The sequence below is a fragment of the Actinophytocola sp. genome, from assembly GCF_050699915.1.
In the GTDB taxonomy this organism is placed as follows: Bacteria; Actinomycetota; Actinomycetes; order Mycobacteriales; family Pseudonocardiaceae; genus Actinophytocola.
Genome location: NZ_JBOHGA010000004.1, coordinates 25,946 through 47,461, shown reverse-complemented (window position 1 = coordinate 47,461; position 21,516 = coordinate 25,946). Strand labels below are relative to the sequence as shown.

The window sequence follows — 21,516 nt, the reverse complement described above, 5'->3', positions numbered from 1 at the left end:
ACCGGCGACCGCCCGCCCTGGGCGCCGCCGATCATGCAGGGCGAGCGGATGGAGCACGGGCTGCGCCTGCTCGAGCTCGACGTGCGACGGCGGCTCGACGGGCTGCTGCAGGGCAACCACCTCGGCCTCGTGCCCGGCCCCGGCAGCGAGCCCGGCGAGGCCCGCACCTACCAGCCCGGCGACGACGTGCGCCGGATGGACTGGGCGGTCACCGCGCGCACCACGGTGCCGCACATCCGCGAGACGGTGGCCGACCGCGAGCTGGAGACCTGGCTCGTCGTCGACCTGTCCGGCAGCCTGTTCTTCGGCACGGCGGCCTGCGAGAAGCGTGACCTCGTGGTGGCCGCCACCGCCGCGGTCGCGCACCTCACGGGCGGCGGCGGGAACCGGCTCGGTGCCATCATCGCCACCGGCGAGAAGACGACCCGGATACCCGCGCGCGGCGGCCTCGCGCACGCCCGCGGGCTCATCCGCAAGATCGCCGAGACGCCCCGCGCGCCCGAAGGAGTACGCGGCGACCTCGCCGACGCCATCGAGCAGCTGCGCCGCCCGCCGCGCCGGCGCGGGCTCGCCGTGGTGATCTCCGACTTCCTCGGCGAGATCGAGTGGCAGCGGCCGCTGCGCGCGCTGTCCACCCGGCACGACCTGCTCGCCATCGAGGTGCTCGACCCGCGCGACATCGACCTCCCCGAGGTCGGCACCGTCGTGCTCGCCGACCCGGAGTCCGGCCGGCAGCGCGAGGTACACGCGTCCGCGTTGCTGCGCAAGGAGTTCGGCGCCGCGGCGGCCGAGCACCGGGCGATGGTGGCGGCCGCCGTGCGCCGGTCCGGTGGCGGTCACCTGGTGCTGCGCACGGACTCGGACTGGATCGCCGACACCGTCCGGTTCGTCGTCGCCCGCAAGCGACGGTGGTCCGGGGGAGGGGTGGCCTGATGCTCAACCTGAGCTTCCGCAACTTCACCGCGCCCTGGTGGTTCCTCCTGCTCGTCGTCGTCGCGGCGATCGGGGTGGGCTACGTCGTGGTGCAGCGGATGCGGCACAAGCGCACGATGCGCTTCACCAACCTCGCGCTGCTGGAGCGGGTGGTGCCCAAGCGCCAGGGCTGGGTCCGGCACGTGCCGGCGATCGTGCTGGTGATCGCGCTGATGCTGCTGACCACCGCGATGGCCGGGCCGACCGCCGAACAGCGGGTGCCGCGCAACCGGGCGACCGTGATGCTGGTGATCGACGTGTCGCTGTCGATGGAGGCGACCGACGTGCGGCCGACTCGGCTGCGGGCCGCCCAGGACGCCGCCAAGGACTTCGTCACCGGGCTGACCCCGGGCGTCAACCTCGGCCTGATCGCGTTCGCCGGCACCGCCACCGTGCTGGTGTCGCCGACCACCGACCGGCAGGGCGTCTCCAACGCGATCGACAACCTGAGACTGGCCGAGTCGACCGCGACCGGTGAGGCGATCTTCGCCGCGCTGCAGGCGATCGAGGGCTTCGCGCAGGTCGTCAGCGGCGTGGAGGGCGCGCCGCCGGCCCGGATCGTGCTGATGACCGACGGGAAGCAGACGATCCCGACCGACGACGGCAACGACCCGCGCGGGTCGTTCACCGCGGCGCGGTCGGCCGCCGACCAGAAGGTCCCGGTGTCCACCATCTCCTTCGGCACGGAGAGCGGCCAGGTCACGATCGACGGCAAGACCCAACCGGTGCCGGTGGACGACGAGTCGATGCGGGAGATCGCCCGGCTGTCGGAGGGCGAGTTCTACAAGGCCGCATCGGCCGACCAGCTGCACCGCGTGTACGACACGCTCGGTGAGCAGATCGGGTACGAGACCAAGGATGCGGACGCGAGCAGACCGTGGCTGATGCTGGGCACGCTCGCCGCCCTGCTGGCCGCCGGGAGTGCGTTGGTGATCGGCCAGCGGCTGCCGTAGCTTGTCGTCCGCAAGGTTTCCGGCTGTTCGAGGAGTATGTGCGTGGGACGTTCTGTGCTGGTGACGGGTGGAAACCGGGGCATCGGGCTCGCCATCGCCAAGGCCTTCGCGGCGCAGGGAGACCAGGTGGCGGTCACCTACCGGGGCACGCCGCCGCCGGAGGGCCTGTTCGGGGTGCGCTGCGACGTCACCGACGGCGAGCAGGTCGACGCCGCGTTCACGGAGGTCGAGCAGACACATGGGCCGGTCGAGGTGCTCGTGTCCAACGCCGGCATCACCGACGACACGCTGCTCATGCGGATGACCGAGGAGCAGTTCACCCGCGTGCTGGACGCCAACCTGACCGGCTCCTACCGGGTGGCCAAGCGCGCCTGCCGCGGGATGCTCAAGGCGCGCTGGGGCCGGATGATCTTCATCTCGTCGGTCGTCGGGCTGACCGGTGGGCCGGGCCAGATCAACTACGCGGCGAGCAAGGCCGGGCTGGTCGGCGTCGCCCGCTCGATCGTGCGGGAGATGGGCAACCGCAACATCACCGCGAACGTGATCACGCCCGGGTTCATCAGCACGGAGATGACCGACGCGGTGTCCGACGAGCGGCGCAAGACGATCCTCGCGCAGGTGCCGGCCGGCCGGTACGGCGGCACCGACGAGGTCGCCGCCGCGGTGACGTTCCTCGCCTCGGACGCCGCGGGCTACGTCACCGGCGCGGTCCTGCCGGTCGACGGCGGGCTCGGGATGGGTCACTGACAGACTGGTCACGCAACTGACCTACCAGGAAGGACGGACGTGACACTCCTCGAGGGCAAGCGCCTGCTCATCACCGGTGTGATCACCGACGCGTCGATCGCCTTCCACGCGGCCAAGGTCGCCCAGGAACAGGGCGCGACCGTGGTCCTGACCGGTTTCGGCCGGATGAGCCTCGTTGAGCGCATCGCGAAGCGGCTGCCGCAGCCGGCGCCGGTGATCGAGCTGGACGTGCAGAACCAGGAGCAGCTCGACTCGCTCGCCGACCGCGTCCGCGAGCATGTGGACGGGCTCGACGGCGTGCTGCACGCCATCGGCTTCGCCCCGCAGACCTGCCTCGGTGCGCCGTTCCTGGACGCACCGAGCGAGGACGTGTCGGTCGCGCTCGAGGTGTCGGCGTACTCGTTCAAGTCGCTCGCGGTGGCCACGCTGCCGCTGCTCGGCCCCGGCGCCTCGATCGTCGGCATGGATTTCGACGCCCGGGTGGCGTGGCCGGCGTACAACTGGATGGGCGTGGCGAAGGCGGCGCTGGAGTCGGTCAACCGGTACCTGGCGCGCGAACTCGGCCCGCAGGGGATCCGGGTGAACCTGGTGTCCGCCGGTCCGGTGAAGACGATGGCCGCGAAGTCGATCCCCGGCTTCGCCGACCTGGAGGGCGGCTGGGACGGCCGCGCGCCGCTGGGCTGGGACGCCGAGGACGCCACGCCCGTGGCGAAGACGATCTGCGCCGTGCTCTCGGACTGGCTGCCGGCCACCACCGGATCGATGATCATGGTGGACGGCGGCGTGCACGCGACGGGCCAGTAGTGTCCGATCCTGTGTCCGCTGTGGACGGCCTGCTCTGGCTGTCCTTCGGCGGTCCGGAGCAGCCGGCGGACGTCCGGCCGTTCCTGGAGAACGTGACGCGCGGTCGCGGGGTGCCGGCGGCGCGGCTGGACGAGGTCGAGGAGCACTACCAGTCCTTCGGCGGGGTGTCGCCGATCAACGAGCTGAACCGGTCGGCGATCGCCGCGGTCACCGACGCGCTCGTGCATCGTGGGATCGAGCTGCCGGTGTACTTCGGCAACCGCAACTGGCACCCCATGGTCGAGGACACGGTGGCGCGGATGACCGCCGACGGCGTGCGCCGCGCGCTGGTGTTCCCCACCAGCGCCTACGGCGGCTACTCGGCCTGCCGCCAGTACGACGAGGACATCGAGCGCGCCCGCGCGGCGGTCGGGGAGGGCGCGCCGGAGCTGGTGAAGCTGCGGCACTTCTTCGACCACCCGCTGTTCGTGGCCGCGTTCGCCGACGCGGTGCGGACGGCGGCCGCCGGGCTCGCCGAGTACCGGTTGGTGTTCACCGCGCACTCGGTCCCGGTGGCCGCCGACACCGCGTCCGGCCCGCCGGCCGAGGGCGGCCGGCGGTACTCCCGGCAGGTCGCGGAGGCCGCCCGGCTGGTGGCCGCTTCCGTGGGCGTCGCCGACTTCGACGTGGTGTGGCAGTCCCGCTCCGGCCCGCCGGCGGTGCCGTGGCTGGAGCCGGACATCCTCGACCATCTGGACGTGCTGGCGGGCAAGGGCGCGCCGGCGGTGGTCGTCTGCCCGGTCGGGTTCGTGAGCGACCACCTGGAGGTCGTGTGGGACCTCGACACGGAGGCCGCGCAGCGAGCCGCCGCGCACGGCATGGGCTTCGCCCGCGCCGCCGCGCCCAGCGGTGACCCGCGGTTCGCCGACCTGGTGGTGGAGCTGGTTCGCGAGCACCTCGACGGTGCTCCGGCGCGCAAGCTGTCCGATCTGCCGGCCGCGGGATGCACGGTCAACGGCGCGCCGTGCGCCGAGCTGTGCTGCGAGCCTCGGCGCTGACTTCGTTGGCGGGGACTTGACAGCGACCCACCCTGCCTTCTCACCGTAGGCGTAGGTACGTCTCGCCGCGCGGGGAGAGGCGGTAGCCCTTCTCCAGGCTTATCGTCAGGCCCAGGTTCTTCAGCTTGCGAACGTCCACCTTGAACGTCAGCAGCTCGCGGCCCAGGTCCTCGGCCAGGTCGCCGGCGCGGATGGCGGGGCGGCGGCGGATGATGTCCAGCGTCTCGTCGGTCCACGGGCCGCGCGTCGAGGTTCGGTCCAGCTTCGCGAGCCGGGCGGCGATCTCCTCGACGTCCGAAGTGGACAGGCCGGTGTCGTTCGCGAGGACTTCCCGTGGGTCCGGCTCGTCGACGTGGCGCAGCCGCACCAGGTACACCGGGTCGGACTCGTCGCCTTGCAGGTCGGCGAGCGCCTCCTCGACCGCGCGGTAGCCGGCCGCCACGGCATCCGCGTGGCGGATCCGCTCCGGCGACACCTCGTTGACCGACTCCACGATGACCCGCCCGGCCGCCGTCCGGTAGACGTTGCCGGGCGTGACCTGCCGGCGCCGCCAGCGGCGGAACATCACCGTGATGGAACCGTCGCGGATCCCGGCGTGCAGTCGTCGCTCGATCAGCACGCCGCCGAGACTAGAGGCGTCCGGCGTGATCCGACAGTGCGCGCACCGCATCGGCCACGGCCGCGCAGCGTGCGGTGCGGACCGCGGAGAACAGCGGACGCAGCGCCTCGGCCCGCTTCAGCGCCGAAGACGCGGACAGCGCGCCGCCCGGCTCGTCCTCCATCGCGAGCTCCAGGATCGCCGCCACCTCGGCCGCACGTTGCAGCACGCGCAACGCGCGCTGGGGCATACCGGCCGGCCAGCTCGCCTTCGTCCGCTCGGCGATCCGGGCCTGCAGCTCCTCGCGCACGCCCGCCCGCTGCTTGGCGACCCCGAGCTCGATCAGCATGCCCGCGGCCACCCGCATGGCACCGGTCAGCTCGTGCTCCGCCTCGCTCAGCGGCACGTTCGGCTGCGGCGTGCCCGGCGAGACCTCGAACACGGTCCACCGCAGGATCCCGCTGCCGACCGCGCTGCCGACCCGCTCCGGCACGACGCCCAGGCCGCCCAGCACGACAGCCTCGCCGGCTCGCAACGCCTCGGTGGCGAACGCGCCCGCGCCGCCGAGCCCGCGGACGTCGCCGGGCACCGGCATGACCAGCAGCCCGCCGTCGACGCCCGCCCGGCGCAGTGCGGCGAGCAGTGCGGCGGGCGCTCCACCGGGCTCGCCGCGCACCGGAATCTCCAACGAGGCGGCCAGGTTCTCGTCCGCGGCGACCACCTCGTGCTGCTCGGCCCAGTCCTGCAGGGCATCGAGCACATCGTCGGCGGCGGCGGCGCCGCTCAGCCAGGCCGAGGACCACACCACCATTGTCGCGCTGGGGGATGACACGGTCACAAAGATTACGCGATCACGGCCGCCACCCGTTCGGGGTGGGTACCTAGCGAACGAGCTGCTTTTCCGGACCTACCTGGCGTTCCAGCAGCTCACGAAACCGGCGGCGCTCCTCCTGGGCGCCGAACGCCCGGTTGGGCACCGGGAGCAGGGAGTTCGCCTGGTCGGTGCGCAGCACGAAGCTGCGGTTGGTCTCGAGCCAGCCACCCAGCGTCGACCAGCGCAGATCGGTGTAGGCGGTGCCGTCGATCGTCATCATCCGCATCGACGACTCGTCGACGGTCGCGGTCACGGTCGCCGCGGCCACCGGGTTGCGGCGGAACGACAGGTAGACGTCGAGCATCGGCAGCAGCCCGATGACCAGCCCGCAGCCGATCCCGAAGAACCCCGGTAGCGGCGTGCCCAGCACCACGAGCACCGCGCCGAACGTCGCCATCGCCGTCGCGAACCACGGTGACCAGCGGTAGATCGGGGTCACCGCCCGCAGCGCGTCGCCCCAGTCGCCCGGTCGTGGCTCCCATCGCAGTTCGAGCTGCTCGTCCGCCATCCACCCTCCACAACCAGGCCGTTCGTGGGCAAAACTATGCGCATGACACATCCCGCACGGGTCCGGGTCGAGCGAGTACGGGAAGCGAGCACCGCCACGACCCTAGAGCTTTTCTTCGACCTGGTGTTCGTGTTCGCACTGACCCAGGTGACCGCGCTGATGGCCGACGACGTGAGCGGGCGCGGCCTGCTGCGCGGCGTGCTGCTCATCGCGGTCGTGTGGTGGTGCTGGGTCGGCTACTCCTGGCTGTCCAATGTGGTCAAGGCGGACGAGGGCTGGGCGCGGGTCACCATGCTGGTCGCCATGGCCTCGATGTTCCTGCTGGCGCTGGCCATTCCGGAGTCGTTCGAGGACCTGCCCGGCGGGCTGCCCGGCCCGACCGTGTTCGCGATCGCCTACCTCGTGCTGCGCCTGGCCCACCTGGTGCTGTTCTGGATCATCAGCGGCGACGACGCCGGGCTGCACCGGCAGGTGGCGAAGTTCGCGCCGACGATGGTCGGCGGCACCGCGCTGCTGCTGCTCGCCGCGGACACCTCCGGTGACGCCCAGCTGCTGTTGTGGCTGGCCGCGATCGTCGCCGACTACGGCGGCACGCTGGTCATCGGCTCGCGCGGCTGGCGGGTGAACTCGGCGCGCCACTTCGCCGAGCGGCACGGGCTGATCATCATCATCGCGATCGGCGAGTCGATCGTGGCCATCGGCGTCGGGGTGACCGAGCTGCCGATCTCCTGGCCGATCATCGTCGCCGCGACCCTCGGCCTGTCCGTGTCGGCGAGCCTGTGGTGGGTCTACTTCGACACCTCGGCGCTGCTCGGCGAGCACTCGCTAACCAGCGCGCGGGGTGAGCACCGGGTGGCGATGGCGCGGAGCGCGTTCACCTACCTGCACCTGCCGATGATGGGTGGCATCGTGCTGCTCGCACTCGGGCTGAAGAAGGTCCTCGAGTACGTCGGCGACACCGAGCACCACACGCTGGCCGACCCACTCAAGGGCGTGGCGCTGTGGGCCATGTACGGCGGGGTGGCGGTCTACCTGCTGGCCTTGGTCGCGTTCTCGTACCGCTGCTACCGGAACCTGAAGGTCTTCCGGCTCGTCGCGGCCGCGGTGCTCCTGGCGCTGGTGCCGCTCGCGGCGACGCTGCCCGCCCTGGCCACCCTCGGCATGCTCGCGGTCGTGCTCATCGGGCTGAACATCGTCGAGATGGTCATCTTCGCGGAGGACCGGAAGGCGCTGCGGCACGGGCACGCCGGTGACGTGCACGCGGAGTAGCTGGAGCTGCTCCACGTCGACCGCCGGCCGCCTGTTGCGTAGCGTCGGAAGCGTGAGCGGGAGCGACGGAGCGTTCTGCGAGGAGGGAAGACGACGAGTAGCGGAGGAGCGGAGCGAACCATGAACGCCGTGACAGGAGCTGTGACCCCGCCGGAGGGTCTCCCGCGGACCGCGGGGGAGCTGCGCGCGGCCGGGTACGTCCCGCGCGGCATCAAGACGGAGATACGCGAGAACCTGCTGGCCGCGCTGCGCGCGGGCGGCAACCCGTGGCCGGGCATCGTCGGCTTCGACCGGACGGTGTTGCCGCAGCTGGAGCGGGCGCTGCTGGCCGGGCACGACGTGGTGCTGCTCGGCGAGCGGGGGCAGGGCAAGACCAGGCTGCTGCGCACGATCGCCGGCCTGCTCGACGAGTGGACGCCGGTCATCGCGGGCGCCGAGCTCGGCGAGCACCCGCTCGACCCGATCACCCCGGAGTCCCGCCGGCGTGCCGGCGAGCTCGGCGACGACCTGCCGGTGGCCTGGCGGCACCGCTCGGAGCGGTACGCGGAAAAGCTCGCCACGCCGGACACGTCGGTCGGCGACCTGATCGGTGACGTCGACCCGGTGAAGGTGGCCGCCGGCCGCACGCTGGGCGACCCCGAGACCATCCACTTCGGACTCGTGCCGCGGGCGCACCGCGGCATCGTGGCCATCAACGAGCTGCCCGACCTCGCCGAGCGGATCCAGGTGGCGTTGCTGAACGTCATGGAGGAGCGGGACATCCAGGTGCGCGGCTACACGCTGCGGCTTCCGCTGGACGTGCTGTTGGTGGCCACGTCGAACCCGGAGGACTACACGAACCGCGGGCGGATCATCACGCCGCTCAAGGACCGGTTCGGCGCCGAGGTCGTCACGCACTACCCGATGACCGTGGCCGCCGAGGTCGACGTGATCAAGCAGGAGGCGGACCTCGTCGCGGAGGTCGGCGAGCCGCTGCTGGAGGTGCTCGCGCGGTTCGTACGCAACCTGCGCGAGTCGCCGGCGATCGACCAGCGCTCCGGGGTGTCCGCCCGGTTCGCGGTGGCCGCCGCGGAGACCGTGTCGGCCGCGGCGCTGCGCCGCTCGGCGCTCGTGGGCGAGGACCCGCCGATCGCCCGGCCGATCGACCTCGAGTCCGTCCCGGCCGTGCTGCGCGGCAAGCTCGAGTTCGAGTCCGGCGAGGAGGGCCGGGAGACCGAGCACCTGACCCACCTGCTGCGCCGGGCGGTGGCCGAGACCGCGAAGGACCACTTCGCGGGGCTCGACCTGCGGCCGCTGGTGGACGTGGTGGTCGACGGGCACCTGGTGGCCACCGGCGAGCGGGTGCCGGGCGCCGAGGTGCTCGAGGCGTTGCCGGAGCTGCCCGTGCTGCACGAGGTCGCCGCGCGGCTCGACGTCGGGCCGCAGGACCCGCCGGGCCGGATCGCCGCCGCCGTCGAGCTCGCGCTGGAGTCGCTCTACCTCGCGCGCCGCCTGGCCAAGGACTCCGAGGACGGCGGCGGGATGACGGTGTACGGGCCGTGACGTCCCCCGACAGGTTCAACTACGGGCCGTGGCACGACGGGCCGGACCCGCTGGCGCCGCCGGTGGACCTGCGGGACGCGTTGGACGCGATCGGCCGGGACGTGATGGACGGCCGCTCGCCGCGTTCGGCGCTGGAGGAGCTGCTGCGGCGCGGCACGCGGAACACCTCCGGGCTCGACGAGCTGACCCGCCGGCTGTGGCAGCGGCGCTCGCAGATCCAGCGCCGGCACAACCTGGACGGCACGTTGCAGCAGGTGCGCGAGCTGCTGGACGAGGCGTTGCGGGCGGAGAAGGCGGAACTGTTCCCGGACCCGTCCGACGACGCGCGGTTCCGCGAGGCGCAGCTGGACGCGCTGCCGTCCGGGACCGCGGCCGCGGTGCGCGAGCTGGCCGAGTACGACTGGCGTTCGGCGCAGGCGCGTGAGTCGTACCGCAAGATCCAGGACCTGCTGGGCCAGGAGCTGATGGACTCCCGGTTCCAGGGCATGAAGCAGGCGCTGCAGGACATGCGGCCGGAGGACTCCGAGCGGATCCGCCGGATGATGGCGGACCTGAACGACCTGCTGCTCTCGCACCTGCGCGGCGAGGACACCACGCGGCAGTTCCAGGAGTTCATGCGTCAGCACGGCGAGTTCTTCCCCGAGAACCCGCGCAACACCGAGGAGCTGATCGACGCGCTGGCCGCTCGTGCCGCGGCGGCGCAGCGGATGATGAACTCGATGTCCGCCGAGCAGCGCGGGGAGCTGGCGGAGCTGATGGCGGGCGCGTTCGGCGACCCGCGGCTGGTCGAGCAGATCGCGTCGCTGGACGCGAACCTGCGGGCGCTGCGGCCGGGGGAGGACTGGACCGGATCGGCGCGGATGCGCGGCAACCAACCACTCGGCCTGGGCGAGGGCGCGCAGGCCATGGCCGACCTCGCGGAGATCGACGCGCTGGCAGAGCAGCTCGCGCAGTCCTATCCCGGGGCGCGGCTGGAGGACATCGACGTCGAGGCCCTGGAGCGCCAGCTGGACGAGGACGCCGGGGTCGACGCGCGGCGGCTGTCCGAGCTGGAGCGCGAGCTGCGGGCGCAGGGGTTGTTGGAGCGCGCGCCGGACGGGTCGCTGCGGTTGTCGCCCAAGGCGTTGCGCCGGCTGGGGCAGACGGCGCTGCGGGACGTGGTCGCGGCGTCCCGGCGGCAGGGCCGGCGGGATTCGCACAGTGCCGGTGCCGCGGGCGAACCCACCGGGTCGACGCGGCCGTGGCAGTTCGGCGACACCGAGACGTGGGACACCTCGCGGACGGTGCGCAACGCGGTGCTGCGGACCGCGTCCACCGGTGGCTCGGTGTCACTCGATGTGGTCGACGTCGAGGTGGTGGAGACCGAGCAGCGAGTGCGGGCCGCGGTGGCGCTGTGCGTGGACACGTCGTGGTCGATGGTCCAGGACGGCCGCTGGGTGCCGATGAAGCGGACGGCGCTGGCGCTGCACCAGCTGATCACCACGCGGTTCCGGACTGACGCGCTGGAGCTGATCACGTTCGGTCGGCATGCGCGTTCGGTGGACCTGACGTCGCTGGTCGGGCTCGAGGGCGTGTGGGAGCAGGGCACGAACCTGCACCACGCGCTGCTGCTGGCCGGCCGTCACCTGCGGCGGCACTCGGACGCGCACCCGGTGGTGCTGGTGGTGACCGACGGCGAGCCGACGGCGCACCTGGAACGCGACGGCCAGGCGGTGTTCGACTACCCGCCGCTGGATGCCACGCTGCGCAAGACGGTGGCCGAGGTGGACGCCCTGGCCCGGCTGGGCGCGTCGGTAACGGTCTTCATGCTGGGCGACGACCCGTCGCTGGCCCGGTTCGTCGACCTGATCGCGCGACGCAGCGGTGGGCGGGTGGTCAACCCCGACCTGGGCGGTCTGGGTGCCGCCGTGGTCGGCGACTACCTACGCACCCGCCGCCCACGGCACTGAGCTACGTCGCCGTGTCGTCGGCCTGCATGACGCCGAACAGGTTGCCGTCCGGGTCCTTGAAGTAGGCGAGCCACCCGACGGTCGGCACGGCGTGCTTCTCCAGGGCGACGACCCCGCCGGCCCTCTCGACGGCGGCGATGACGGCGTCGATGTCGACGACGTCGATGGTGTTGACGAACGAGCTCACGGGCGCGTCGTCGGCGGGCGCGGGCCCTCGCCGAGGCACGAGCCCGCCGTTGATACCGGGCGCGCCGTCGTCGCCGGTGGTGATGAGCCAGTAGGGGATGTCGCCCCACCGCTCGAACTTCCAGCCGAACGCGCCCTCGTAGAAGGCGATCGCGCGTTCCGGGTCGACGGCATGAATCTCGAAGTGCACGGGGCGGGCCATGTCATCCTGGTTGCATCCGACATCGCTGGGGGGCATCGATTGGCCGAGGTGTTCCAACCAGGGCACACGTACGAAAGCGACCCCGAGACGCCCGCCGCGCCTGGCTCGCGAACGTGGGCCTGCCGGCAGCACCTCGGTCTTCGCGCAGCCTCAACGCCCCAGCCAGTCCGAGAAGTCCCGCCTGATCCAGGCGGGACTTCTCGGACGCGGTCGACCTGGGCACCGCCCTGCGCACGTCGTCGGGTTACCTGACGACCCCGAACGTCCGGCCCACTACCGGGATGCGGTGCTCGACTTCCTGGCCCGTGGCGGCACGTACCGGGCCGTCCTACTGGATCCGAGCTGCGAAGCAGCGGCGACCCCTGTCTCGCTCCCGCAACGAGAACCTGTCGGACAAGATCCGCGTCCATCGCTGCGTTCGGACGCTTCAAGGCTCGGCACGGCACGGTGGCCGACGGTCTCGGGGTTACCTAGTCAGTCATTCCCCGGCTTCGCCGCGATCGCCGTGGACCTGCTCTCGCAGGATCCGCTGATCCTTTTCTCGCCGCATGTTCCCGCGGATCACGGCGACTCGCCTCACTGCTTGGCGACCACCGCCGCGGGTCCCCTGCTACCTAACATGGCGGAAATCTTGTCAGCGATCTCCTGGCAGCTACACCCCAGCGGGTGGTGTAAGGCGGGTTGAAGTTGATCACGGGTTTTGCATCGGATAATCTCCGCTCCCATGCTGGAGCCCAGTAATGATCTTGATACGTCCGCTCGGCTGACTTGGAGGAAGAGCCGTTTCTCCGGAGGCCCGCAGACCTCCTGTGTGGAGGCCGCTGCCGGTGGCGGTGCCGTCTTCGTGCGCGACACAAAAAACCGTGTCGGCGGCACCCTGGACTTCCGAAGCGCCAACTGGGCGACCTTCATCACCGGACTGTCAACCGATCAGCAGTCCGACTGTCCGTAGTGATCAGCGGAGCGAGGTTGCCTCCGCTCGGTCCGGTCCGAACTGAGGCTCCAGCGGTAGGCACTTGGCGAGCAGTGCCCGGAGGTAGCAGGCGGCCGCCAGTGAGGCGTGGCGGCGCCACACCTCGTTGCGCTGCTTGTCGCCATAGTCCGATATTCCTCTGATCACGAACCACTCGAGGTTGTTGAGGAAGCTGCTGCTCCCGATCCCGGCGCCTTCCATCTCGATCGCGAGGAAGCCGTGTCGGTTGGCGAGCTGGTCGCGCGTGGCAGCGTCGCGTAGCGATCTGTCGGCGCTGCCGATCGCGCCGTAGTGGATCTTCGGTGCGCCCTTCCGGTGGCCGCTGCGGTTCCGTGGCGGATGGTCCAGCTTGTTCCCGCCGGAGTCATGGAGTACGTCGGTGTGTTGAGGGGGGCGGCCGTAACCCGCCAGGGCGGGGCGGCCCTCACCAAGCCAGTGTTCCCAGGGCCGGTGACCGCTCAGCTCGTCCGCCTTGAGCATGTCGGCGCAGCGGGCGAATCTTGGTGACGGCAACGGGAACTGGCGGCGCGGCTGGACGCCGTCGGCCAACGCGTGGACGTGGTCGTAGTCGATGAGTCCCTCTGTCGCCACGACGACGTCCCCCAACCGGACATGGTGTTGCGGACGGTAGGGGTTCGGCACGCCAGCCGCGATCCCCACCATGATCACTGCGACCACGGTGGGGAAGCTCCGCACGAGGTTGGTACAGCCGTTCGCGGCGGCGTTGGTCGCGGTTGCGCCGAGCAGGGTGAGCACCACCCGATGGCTTCGGGCCGCTTTCCTGCTAGGCAAGTAGCCGAGTATGTACAGCGCGGGGTCTCGCTCCACGTAGTGCTCGGTGGGGTACTCAAGGAGCGCACGCATCGCGGCGAACTCCTCCGGGATGGCGGTGATCAGGCCGATGGTCGGGCCGGTCTGGTCATCGTCTGCCGGCGTTCTCGGCTTGGGGAGTTGAGCAACGTTCAACGCCAAGTCAGACGCATGAACATCGTCGTGACCGTTCCCTGACGTGATCATCGCGACCAGCCTCCCCTCGCCGGGTGCTTACGTACTCATGCGTACTCTTTCGAGCGCCGAATCAATGAGCTTGCCGGACTCGGCCTCGTCGGCCGCGACATCCTCCAACGCCTGGAATCTCTTCACGAACTCGCTGTTCGTCGCTTGGTCGACCTGAATCAGCTTGTCCTTGTGCGGATCCTCGATGTTGACTATCGATTCTTCGTCGTCGGCGCTGAAATCGAAGATCATGAACGATCGGCGCATCAATCCCGGGTGCATTCCTACCGTGTGCGGCACGACACGAATGCTGAGGTTGGGCCATTCGGTCATCTCCTTGAGGACGACGAGTTGTCGCATGAGCACCTCGCGGCCACCGATCCACCGGTGCAACGCTGCCTCGTCGATGATGTACCAGGCTCGCAGGCCTTCCTTGTTTGCGAGTAGTTCCTGCCGGCGCAGGCGTATCTGAACCTCGCGCTCGATCCCTTCAGGATCGGATATCTGCCCGCTGATCACGGCTCGGGCATAGTCTTCTGTCTGCAACAGACCGGGAAGTACGAAGCCCACGTAGTGCCGAATCTCGGACGCCGAGTTCTCATAGTCCAAGAAGTTGAAGAAATCCGGGGTGGAGAACTCGCGGTACCGATCCCACCACATCTCTTCCTTGGTGCGGCTGATCGCGAGCAGTTCTTCCGTTCGGTCCGGCTCGGTGATGCCGTAGTAGAGCAGCAAAGCCATGACGTCGGAGGTCGAGACGTTGACTACGCCCGTCTCCATTCGGATCACCTTGGAAGTCGACCATCCCATGGCCTCGGCGACCGATTTCTGTGTGCACCCTGCGCCCTCACGGATTCGGCGCAGCTCGGCTCGCAGCCGCCGCTGATGCATCACCCGGGTGCCACCCTGTGCCATCGACTTGTCCTCTCAGGCCAGGTGTTGATGAGTTGTGGCGAAACGCCACGTGGCACGAGGATACCTCGCAAGTGGCCTAGGTCATACTGCCAGTAGCAAACTTGCAACCTGGCAGCAAGAATGTGGCTCACCATCTGGATGAGCCACGAGACTTGCTGCCACGCGGGGGAATTACGAGGTGATGTCCTTGGTGCGGAAGCGGCGCCAGGCCAGGAGGCCGAAGAACGCTCCGTAGGCCACCGCGGAGAAAGCCCCCGCTGCCATGTTCGACCAGTCGATGTCCGTGGAGATCAGGTCGGACCAGGCGAACGCGTAGTGCGTCGGCAGGTAGTTGCGCAGGCCTTCCAGCGCGGTGATCTGGTCGAGGATCTGCGACAGGATCGCCACCAGCACCGTGCCGCCCACGGCTCCCAGCGGGGCATCCGTCGACACCGTGAGGAACAGGGCCACGCCGGCTACCCAGAGCAGGTGGATCGCCAGATAGCAGATCGTCAGCGCCAGGGCGATCATCGCCTGATCGAAGTCGATCGCGTCGCCCGTCGGGCTCACTGCCTCGCCCGCGCCGTAGAACACGACGCCGACGGCCAGCGCGACGGCCGGCAGCAGCGTCACCGCGAACAGCGACAGCAGCGCCGAGGCCACCGCCTTCTGGCGCATCAACCGATGCCGGGGGACCGGCATCGCCAGCAGGTACTTCAGGCTCGACCACGACGCCTCGCTCGCGATCGTGTCGCCGAAGAACAGTGCCACGATCATCGGGAGCAGGAAGCTGCCCGTGGCGAACAGGGCGAACACCACGAAGTTCGGCGCGCTGCGGGTCGCCAGGTCGACGAACCCGCCACCGCCCTGACCGCCGCCGTCGTCGGTGCCGAACTCGAACGCCGCCCACAGGATGAACGGCAGCAGCACCAGGAAGCCGAGCATGAGTTGGACGCGTCGGCGCCGCAGCTGGCGGACCAGCTCGACCCGCAGCCGCAACGTGCGGCGCGCCTTGTAGCCGACGACCGAACCGTCCGGGGCCACCTCGACGGTCTCGTGCGCGGCGGCTTCGGCGAGGACCTCCAGCGCCGCCGGGTCGGTGTGGACTTCGTGCTCGTCGTAGGCGGTACCGCCGCCGTCGACCGTGGGGCTCATCGGGAGGACTCCTCTCCCACCAGTTGCAGGAAGGCGTCTTCCAGGCGGCGGCGGGGACCGGCCTGCTCGACCGCGACGCCGGCCCGGACCAGGGTCGCCAGGGCCTCCGCGCGCGGCAGGCCGTCCAGGTCCGCGTGCACCAGCGGACCATCGACCACGACATCGTCCACGCCGTCCACCGACCGCAGCACCTCCGCGGCCTCCGTCGGCTGGTCGACCCGGAATGTGGCCTCGCCGGCGCCGCCCACGATCTCGTCCACCGGGCCGGCCGCGACGAGGCGGCCGTGGTGCATGACGACCACGTGGTCACAGGTCTGCTCGACCTCCGCCAGCAGGTGCGAGGACACCAGCACCGTCCGGCCCGCGGCGGCGTAGCGGCGCAGCACCTCGCGCATCTGGTGGATCTGCGGCGGGTCGAGCCCGTTGGTCGGCTCGTCGAGCACCAGCAGGTCCGGCAGCCCGAGCATCGACTGCGCGATCGCCAGCCGCTGCCGCATGCCCTGGCTGTAGGTGCGCACCCGCCTGTCCACCGCGTCGCCCAGCCCGGCGATCTCCAGCGCCTCCGAGAAGTGCGCCTTCTCGGTCGGCCGCCCGGTCGCCGCCCAGTACAGCTCCAGGTTCGCGCGCCCGGACAGGTGCGGCAGGAACCCGGCGCCCTCGACGAACGAGCCGATCCGGGACAGCACCGGCGCGCCCGAGTAGATCCGGTGGCCGAACACCCGGATGCTGCCGCCTGTCGCCTTGATCAACCCCATCAGCATGCGCAGGGACGTCGTCTTGCCGGCACCGTTGGGGCCGAGCAGTCCGAGCACCTGTCCGCGCTCGACCCGGAAGGACAGGTCGTCGACCGCCGTCACTCCGCCCGGGTAGCGCTTCGACAGGTTCTCGATCACCAGCGGCACGTCCACGAGGGCGGGGTCCGAGTCGACCGACCGGCGTCGCCGCAGCGCGCCCCAGATGCCGGCCAGCACGCAGATGCCCAGCACCACCGCGATCCCCAGCAGCGGACTCGTCGGCGGGCCGGTGCCCGAGCGGGTGCCCGACACGACCGGCGCGTCGACCGTCGCGGTCGACGCCACCGACACCCGGTACGCGGCGGCCTGCGTCGGCGTCGCGTACGCCTGGTCGGTGGTGCTGACGACGAGCTCGATCCGCCGGTCCGTCTCGATTGGACGGACGATGCCCGGCAGCGTGACCGTCACCTCTGCCGGCCGTCCGTCGGCCGGCAGTGCCGGGATCCGCAGCGGCGAGACGGCCGAGCCGGGCAGCAGCCGCGCCCCGTCCGAGCCGACGTCGTACAACTTCGCGAACAGCACCGCGCCGCCCTCGGGCACGGGTGCGCCCGGCACCGTCGACACCCGCAGCCGGACCGTGCTCGACCCGGCGATCAGCAGCTGCGAGGTCAGCGGTCGGCTGGTGAACCGCGCGGACTGGCCCGGCAGGTCGATCGACACCCGCCCCGCGAGCCGCGACGAGCTGCCGATGATCGCGCCGAGCCCCGGCATGCTGCTGACCGCGGCCGGGTTGCCGCCCGGCGGGTTGACGATCGTCTGCTCCGGCCCGTAGATCCGCACCGGCCGTCGGTTCGTGTTCGTGCCGTCGAGGCCCGGGTAGACGTCCGTCGACACCGTGCGCACCGACGGCGCGCCCTGCACCCGCAGCGCGCCCTGCACGGCGTACTCGAGCCCGGTGCCCGGGTCGGCGCCGCGGTCGCGCAGGTGGAAGTCGAACCAGTCGGCCATCTCGGCGCGCAGCTCCGGCCCGGGCCGCCCGCCGTCGTGGCCGCCGGTGTACCAGACGACCTTGACCTCGCCGCCCGCCTCGCTGATCTGCCGCGCCGTGGCGTCGGCCTGGTCGAGCCCGAACAGCGTGTCCTGCTCGCCCTGGACGAGCAGTGTCGGCTGGGTGATCTCGCCGGCCACCGACACCGGTGACACCGAGCGGAGCAGGTCCACGGTCTGTTGGCTGGCCCGCCCGGTCGTGGCGACCTCGGCGTAGGCGAGGCAGAAGTCCTGGCGGAACTTGCCGCACGGGTTGCCGGTGTCGAGCGGGGCACCGCCACCGGACGGGCCGCCGCCCGACGGCGGTGCCTCGGTGGGCGCGCCGCCGGTGTTGGCCGGGGCCTCCGCGTCGTCGTCCTCGTTGCCCGGCTCGATGGCGTCGGTCGACGGGTCGGCGAGGCCCGCGCCGCCCATGCCGGCCGCGAAGAAGATGCCTGCCCAGGACCGCTTGAACACGCCGTTCTCGGCGAACGCGTTGGCTGCGGGAGTGGCCGGCGTCGCGCCCGGCGTGGCCGAGTTCGGCAGCAGGGCCTGGCTCAGGTCGTTGTAGGTGATCGCCGGGGCGAGCGCGTCGACCCGCTTGTCGGTGCCCGCGAGCAGCAGCGACAGCGCGCCGCCGTAGGAGCCGCCGGTGACGCCGACGCGCGGGTCGTCCGGTCCGTCCTGCACCACCTCGGACCGCGTGCCGAGCCAGCTGACCAGCTCACTCGCGTCCGCCACCTCGGCGTCGCGGGAGTTCAGCGCGATCTGCCCGGAGCTGCGGCCGAACCCCCGCGCGGAGTAGGTGAGCACCACGAACCCGCGCTGCGCGAGCTCTCGCGCGTCCCCGTCGACGCTCTGCTTGTTGCCGCCGAACCCGTGCGCGACGATGATCGCCGGCGCGGGCGTGCGCTCCGGCAGGTACAGCGTCGAGTCGAGCCGGGTGCCCTCGCCGGCCCCGGCCAGGGTCTCCTCCCGGGTGCGCACGGCGGGTGGGTCGTCGGCGCTGTTGAGCCAGACCACGCCGGCCGCGGCGACGATGACGACGGCCAGCGCGACCAGGATCCGGCGCAGGTGAGAGCGGAAAAGTCGGGCCACACGGAAACCGTATGCGACGTTTCCTGAGAGTAGCTGAGAGCCTCCGGAGAAGTCCGAAATGCCCGATTCATCCGGATGTGACCAACGCCATCGCCCGTTCGGACCACCTGGACTGGTGCGATCCGGAGCGGCACGGGAGAATGGCAGGCAGTGGAGGGGAGTATTCCTTCGCGCCGACGTCGTCAGCACGGATCGCCCAGCGCGGATCCCGGCGCCGGCGGCCGGTTCCCGTACCGGCGGAAGAGACCTCCGGTCACACCTGTGTGTTCGGACCGGAGGTTCCCTGAATGAACGTTCCCCTGTGGGTCTGGCTCGCCACCGTCGGGGGCCTGATCGTGCTGCTCGCCATCGACCTGGTGATCGTCGATCGCAAACCGCACGAGGTCACCATCGGTGAGGCCGCCCGCTGGGTGGTCTTCTACGTCGCGGTGGCGGTGCTGTTCGGCGCCGGCATCTGGATGTTCGCCGACGGCACCTCGGCCGGCGAGTACTTCGCGGGCTACATCACCGAGTACTCACTGTCGGTCGACAACCTGTTCATCTTCTTGGTGATCATGTCGGCGTTCTCGGTGCCGGCGATCCACCAGCACGAGGTGCTGCTCGTCGGCATCGTGCTCGCGCTGATCCTGCGCGGCATCTTCATCGCGGTCGGCGCCGCGGCGATCTCCCAGTTCAGCTGGGTGTTCTACGTGTTCGGCGTGTTCCTCGTCTACACCGCCGTGAAGCTGTCCAGGTCGAACCTGGGGAGCGAGGACGAGGAGTACGAGGAGAACCGGATCACCAAGTGGGCCAGGAAGCTGTTCCCGGTGACCGACGACTATCACGGCAACAAGGTCTTCACCCGGATCGACGGCAAGCGCTTCGCCACACCACTGTTCATCGTGATGATCGCGATCGGCTCGGCGGACCTGATGTTCGCGGTCGACTCGATCCCGGCGATCTTCGGCCTCACGAAGGAGCCGTTCCTGGTCTTCGCCGCCAACGCGTTCGCGCTGATGGGCCTGCGGCAGCTGTACTTCCTGCTCGGCGGGCTACTCAAGCGGCTGGTGTACCTGTCGATCGGACTGGCGGTCATCCTGGCCTTCATCGGGGTCAAGATGGTCCTCGAGGCGCTGCACACCAACGCGCTGCCGTTCATCAACGGCGGCCAGCCGCTGAACGTGCCGACGGTGAACATCGCGGTGTCCCTGACGGTGATCGTGGGCGTGCTGGTGATCACCGCGGTGGCGAGCCTGCTCAGGACCCGTCACGTGGACCGCCGCGAAGCGGCGTCGAGTGCGTCGGACGAGTCGGGCAACGGCTCCGCATCGGATCAGGCCACCTCGACCAGGTCGTAGCTCGAGTGCAGCTCGGTCCACGTGGCGTGGTGCCAGCCGTCCGCGGAGTGGTACCGGCCGTCGTCGCCGGGCTGCCAGGTGCGCATCCGATTGTCGCGGACGGTCGGCAGGTCGGCGGGGTCCGGCGTGGTGCCGACCAGCCAGACGCGGGGTCTCTTCTCGTGCTCGGGGGTGTTCATGGTGGGCCTCTCGCTGTCGTCTTCGGTGATGTGATGCCGCTCACCAACCTTTCGTCACTGACGCTAAGGAGGTTTGGGCTGTGGGGGCATCGGGGAGACCCCCGGTTTCCCGGTGGGGAATCCCCTACCCGATCCACGAGCTACAGCAAGGTGTAGTTCAGGGCTTCACAAAGTCGTGACAACGGCAGGTCGAGGCCGGGGTAGTCGAGGGGGAGCAGCACGTCCGGGGTCGCCGGCAGCGCGTCGGCCGCGGGCTCGTCCCACAGGCAGACCGCCGGGTCGCCGGAGTCCATCGACGAGCGGTACCAGAGTCCGTCCAGGTCGGGGAACGCCGTGTGGATCGCCCGCGCCCAGGCCTGCGTGACGTCCTTCTGTCCGCTGCTGATCTCCTGCGACGCGCCGGCGCGGGTCGGCCAGAGCCCGGTCAGGTCGAGCAGCCGGAGCGTGCGCCGCGGCTGGAAGACGACCAGGTGCGGGCGGCGAGTGGTTCTGTCCACAATGGACGTCTGCTGGTAGACCTCGGCGACGCTCGTGCGAGCCGACAGCCCGAAGTACAGCACTCCCAGCTCCGAGTCGACCGCCCCGCCGCCGGGTCCGGGCGGGTGCGGGTCGAACCGGGCGTGGGGGAGCGGTCCGCTCCTGCGGAAGGTGTTCCACCGCTGGTGGTGTCTGCCGCCGGCGGCGAACACGCGGACCAGTCGGGTGCCGGAGTGCACCGCCACGACATCCTCGTGCGGGCGGAGCAAGGACTTCAGCGCAGCAGGGGCCGGCGGCTGGGGGAGCCGTGACATTCGTCGATGTGTCTCCTGGTCGCCGGCGGTCGGACGGCCCAGCCTACGCCGCGCGCGTGCGCAGGGTGAGCGAATCGGCTCGGTGCGTGCCCGGTGTCAGGCCGGGGTGCCGAGCGTGGCGACCAGCCGGGCGACGGTGGTCGGCTCGCCCCCGGCCAGCAGCCAGTCCCTCGGGCTGGTCGGCTCGCCGGCCGTCCGCAGGTCCTGTTGGGGCGTGGTCATGAACCCGGCCACCACCAGCGGCGGCTGATCCTCGGGTGCCGCCTCGAGCACCGGCTCCAGGCCGGGCAGCACGCCGTCGTTGGTGAACTGCCACACGGGCAGCCGCCAGCCGCCGCGGTCCTTCCAGCCCGTCAGTCGACCCTCGGCGAGCCGGTGTCGGACGCGGCTCGCGTCGACGTTGATCCGCTCCGCCGCGCCGGCGACGCTCAGCGCCGTGTCCCGCAGCACCGCCTGCAGCGCCACAGTCCGGGCGCGCGGGTCACGCTCGGACTCCTTGCGCGGCGCGAGGTCCAGGCCGACGTCCGTCAGCGCGGCGCGCTGCGAGTCGGTGAGGTACTCGGCGGGGTCGGGGTCGACCGGGGACAGCTGGCGCGCGGCGTCCTCGACCAGCGCGAGGAACTCGTCCGAGTCGACGCGCAGGCCCGCACGCGCGAGCGAGCTGCGTAACGAGGGGGGCATGCGCCCAGGTT

At 70.8% G+C, this 21,516-nt stretch carries 21 protein-coding genes; 10 read left to right on the top strand and 11 right to left on the bottom strand.

What is annotated here, in order from left to right:
- Window positions 1–33 precede the first annotated feature (33 nt).
- From ACRDSK_RS01570 to ACRDSK_RS01550, 5 genes are read left to right on the top strand one after another with little or no spacing between them, the layout of a single operon-like run.
- Window positions 34–933, top strand: coding sequence for a DUF58 domain-containing protein (locus ACRDSK_RS01570; RefSeq protein WP_431438056.1), 900 nt, complete (start codon window positions 34–36; stop codon window positions 931–933).
- The gene (locus ACRDSK_RS01565; protein WP_431438030.1) at window positions 933–1,925 is read left to right on the top strand and encodes a VWA domain-containing protein; all 993 of its coding nucleotides are present in this window, start codon (window positions 933–935) and stop codon (window positions 1,923–1,925) included. The genes ACRDSK_RS01570 and ACRDSK_RS01565 overlap by 1 nt, the downstream gene beginning before the upstream one ends.
- 42 nt (window positions 1,926–1,967) lie before the next feature.
- The gene (gene fabG / locus ACRDSK_RS01560; protein ID WP_431438029.1) at window positions 1,968–2,672 is read left to right on the top strand and encodes a 3-oxoacyl-ACP reductase FabG; all 705 of its coding nucleotides are present in this window, start codon (window positions 1,968–1,970) and stop codon (window positions 2,670–2,672) included.
- A gap of 39 nt (window positions 2,673–2,711) precedes the next feature.
- Window positions 2,712–3,476: an enoyl-ACP reductase FabI gene (fabI, locus tag ACRDSK_RS01555; protein WP_431438028.1), complete on the top strand. Its 765-nt coding sequence runs from the start codon at window positions 2,712–2,714 to the stop codon at window positions 3,474–3,476.
- Between the two features lie 11 nt (window positions 3,477–3,487).
- Window positions 3,488–4,513 (top strand): ferrochelatase, encoded by a 1,026-nt coding sequence (locus ACRDSK_RS01550; protein ID WP_431438027.1) that lies wholly within the window; start codon window positions 3,488–3,490, stop codon window positions 4,511–4,513.
- A 40-nt stretch (window positions 4,514–4,553) separates the two neighbouring features.
- Here ACRDSK_RS01550 and ACRDSK_RS01545 read toward each other — a convergent pair whose 3' ends face one another.
- From ACRDSK_RS01545 to ACRDSK_RS01535, 3 genes are read right to left on the bottom strand one after another with little or no spacing between them, the layout of a single operon-like run.
- Window positions 4,554–5,132: a hypothetical protein gene (locus ACRDSK_RS01545; RefSeq protein WP_431438026.1), complete on the bottom strand. Its 579-nt coding sequence runs from the start codon at window positions 5,130–5,132 to the stop codon at window positions 4,554–4,556.
- A 10-nt stretch (window positions 5,133–5,142) separates the two neighbouring features.
- A complete protein-coding gene (locus tag ACRDSK_RS01540) occupies window positions 5,143–5,943 on the bottom strand; it encodes a hypothetical protein (protein WP_431438025.1) in 801 nt (266 codons plus the stop codon).
- A 49-nt stretch (window positions 5,944–5,992) separates the two neighbouring features.
- A complete protein-coding gene (locus ACRDSK_RS01535) occupies window positions 5,993–6,493 on the bottom strand; it encodes a YcxB family protein (protein ID WP_431438024.1) in 501 nt (166 codons plus the stop codon).
- Between the two features lie 42 nt (window positions 6,494–6,535).
- On the opposite strand from ACRDSK_RS01535, the gene ACRDSK_RS01530 reads away from it, so the two are divergent.
- From ACRDSK_RS01530 to ACRDSK_RS01520, 3 genes are all read left to right on the top strand, one after another.
- Complete coding sequence (locus ACRDSK_RS01530) at window positions 6,536–7,762, top strand: low temperature requirement protein A (protein ID WP_431438023.1); 1,227 nt, start codon at window positions 6,536–6,538, stop codon at window positions 7,760–7,762.
- A gap of 141 nt (window positions 7,763–7,903) precedes the next feature.
- A complete protein-coding gene (locus ACRDSK_RS01525; RefSeq protein WP_431438055.1) occupies window positions 7,904–9,304 on the top strand; it encodes a sigma 54-interacting transcriptional regulator in 1,401 nt (466 codons plus the stop codon).
- On the top strand, window positions 9,301–11,253 hold the full coding sequence (locus ACRDSK_RS01520) for a VWA domain-containing protein (protein WP_431438022.1): 1,953 nt from the start codon (window positions 9,301–9,303) through the stop codon (window positions 11,251–11,253). The genes ACRDSK_RS01525 and ACRDSK_RS01520 overlap by 4 nt, the downstream gene beginning before the upstream one ends.
- A gap of 1 nt (window position 11,254) precedes the next feature.
- Here ACRDSK_RS01520 and ACRDSK_RS01515 read toward each other — a convergent pair whose 3' ends face one another.
- Entirely contained in the window at window positions 11,255–11,641 is a 387-nt protein-coding gene (locus ACRDSK_RS01515) for a VOC family protein (RefSeq protein WP_431438021.1), read from the bottom strand.
- A gap of 724 nt (window positions 11,642–12,365) precedes the next feature.
- On the opposite strand from ACRDSK_RS01515, the gene ACRDSK_RS01510 reads away from it, so the two are divergent.
- On the top strand, window positions 12,366–12,593 hold the full coding sequence (locus ACRDSK_RS01510) for a DUF397 domain-containing protein (protein ID WP_431438020.1): 228 nt from the start codon (window positions 12,366–12,368) through the stop codon (window positions 12,591–12,593).
- A gap of 3 nt (window positions 12,594–12,596) precedes the next feature.
- Here the strand turns inward: ACRDSK_RS01510 and ACRDSK_RS01505 are convergent, their stop codons facing one another.
- From ACRDSK_RS01505 to ACRDSK_RS01490, 4 genes are all read right to left on the bottom strand, one after another.
- The gene (locus ACRDSK_RS01505; RefSeq protein WP_431438019.1) at window positions 12,597–13,631 is read right to left on the bottom strand and encodes a hypothetical protein; all 1,035 of its coding nucleotides are present in this window, start codon (window positions 13,629–13,631) and stop codon (window positions 12,597–12,599) included.
- A 27-nt stretch (window positions 13,632–13,658) separates the two neighbouring features.
- Window positions 13,659–14,525, bottom strand: a complete 867-nt coding sequence (locus ACRDSK_RS01500) for a helix-turn-helix domain-containing protein (protein ID WP_431438018.1) — start codon at window positions 14,523–14,525, stop codon at window positions 13,659–13,661.
- 171 nt (window positions 14,526–14,696) lie between these two features.
- A complete protein-coding gene (locus ACRDSK_RS01495) occupies window positions 14,697–15,659 on the bottom strand; it encodes an ABC transporter permease (RefSeq protein WP_431438017.1) in 963 nt (320 codons plus the stop codon).
- Window positions 15,656–18,517, bottom strand: coding sequence for an alpha/beta fold hydrolase (locus ACRDSK_RS01490; RefSeq protein WP_431438016.1), 2,862 nt, complete (start codon window positions 18,515–18,517; stop codon window positions 15,656–15,658). Before ACRDSK_RS01490 ends, ACRDSK_RS01495 begins: the two co-directional genes overlap by 4 nt.
- 287 nt (window positions 18,518–18,804) lie before the next feature.
- On the opposite strand from ACRDSK_RS01490, the gene ACRDSK_RS01485 reads away from it, so the two are divergent.
- Window positions 18,805–19,854 (top strand): TerC family protein, encoded by a 1,050-nt coding sequence (locus tag ACRDSK_RS01485; RefSeq protein WP_431438015.1) that lies wholly within the window; start codon window positions 18,805–18,807, stop codon window positions 19,852–19,854.
- On the opposite strand, the gene ACRDSK_RS01480 is transcribed toward ACRDSK_RS01485, so the two are convergent.
- The 3 genes from ACRDSK_RS01480 to ACRDSK_RS01470 form a co-directional block, all read right to left on the bottom strand.
- Complete coding sequence (locus ACRDSK_RS01480) at window positions 19,830–20,033, bottom strand: hypothetical protein (protein ID WP_431438014.1); 204 nt, start codon at window positions 20,031–20,033, stop codon at window positions 19,830–19,832. The two genes, ACRDSK_RS01485 and ACRDSK_RS01480, sit on opposite strands and share 25 nt — an antisense overlap.
- Before the next feature lie 140 nt (window positions 20,034–20,173).
- Window positions 20,174–20,824 (bottom strand): RES family NAD+ phosphorylase, encoded by a 651-nt coding sequence (locus tag ACRDSK_RS01475; protein WP_431438013.1) that lies wholly within the window; start codon window positions 20,822–20,824, stop codon window positions 20,174–20,176.
- Between the two features lie 96 nt (window positions 20,825–20,920).
- Window positions 20,921–21,505: a DNA-binding protein gene (locus ACRDSK_RS01470; protein ID WP_431438012.1), complete on the bottom strand. Its 585-nt coding sequence runs from the start codon at window positions 21,503–21,505 to the stop codon at window positions 20,921–20,923.
- Between the last annotated feature and the right edge of the window lie 11 nt (window positions 21,506–21,516).

Excerpts from the sequence above, each read along its gene's own strand:
- ACRDSK_RS01530 (WP_431438023.1), top strand. The coding sequence starts at position 6,536 with ATGACACATCCCGCACGGGTCCGGGTCGAGCGAGTACGGGAAGCGAGC.
- ACRDSK_RS01470 (WP_431438012.1), bottom strand. The coding sequence starts at position 21,505 with ATGCCCCCCTCGTTACGCAGCTCGCTCGCGCGTGCGGGCCTGCGCGTC.
- ACRDSK_RS01505 (WP_431438019.1), bottom strand. The coding sequence starts at position 13,631 with ATGATCACGTCAGGGAACGGTCACGACGATGTTCATGCGTCTGACTTG.
- ACRDSK_RS01570 (WP_431438056.1), top strand. The coding sequence starts at position 34 with ATGCAGGGCGAGCGGATGGAGCACGGGCTGCGCCTGCTCGAGCTCGAC.
- ACRDSK_RS01485 (WP_431438015.1), top strand. The coding sequence starts at position 18,805 with ATGAACGTTCCCCTGTGGGTCTGGCTCGCCACCGTCGGGGGCCTGATC.
- ACRDSK_RS01480 (WP_431438014.1), bottom strand. The coding sequence starts at position 20,033 with ATGAACACCCCCGAGCACGAGAAGAGACCCCGCGTCTGGCTGGTCGGC.
- ACRDSK_RS01515 (WP_431438021.1), bottom strand. The coding sequence starts at position 11,641 with ATGGCCCGCCCCGTGCACTTCGAGATTCATGCCGTCGACCCGGAACGC.
- ACRDSK_RS01535 (WP_431438024.1), bottom strand. The coding sequence starts at position 6,493 with ATGGCGGACGAGCAGCTCGAACTGCGATGGGAGCCACGACCGGGCGAC.
- ACRDSK_RS01500 (WP_431438018.1), bottom strand. The coding sequence starts at position 14,525 with ATGGCACAGGGTGGCACCCGGGTGATGCATCAGCGGCGGCTGCGAGCC.
- ACRDSK_RS01495 (WP_431438017.1), bottom strand. The coding sequence starts at position 15,659 with ATGAGCCCCACGGTCGACGGCGGCGGTACCGCCTACGACGAGCACGAA.
- ACRDSK_RS01510 (WP_431438020.1), top strand. The coding sequence starts at position 12,366 with ATGCTGGAGCCCAGTAATGATCTTGATACGTCCGCTCGGCTGACTTGG.
- ACRDSK_RS01565 (WP_431438030.1), top strand. The coding sequence starts at position 933 with ATGCTCAACCTGAGCTTCCGCAACTTCACCGCGCCCTGGTGGTTCCTC.
- ACRDSK_RS01475 (WP_431438013.1), bottom strand. The coding sequence starts at position 20,824 with ATGTCACGGCTCCCCCAGCCGCCGGCCCCTGCTGCGCTGAAGTCCTTG.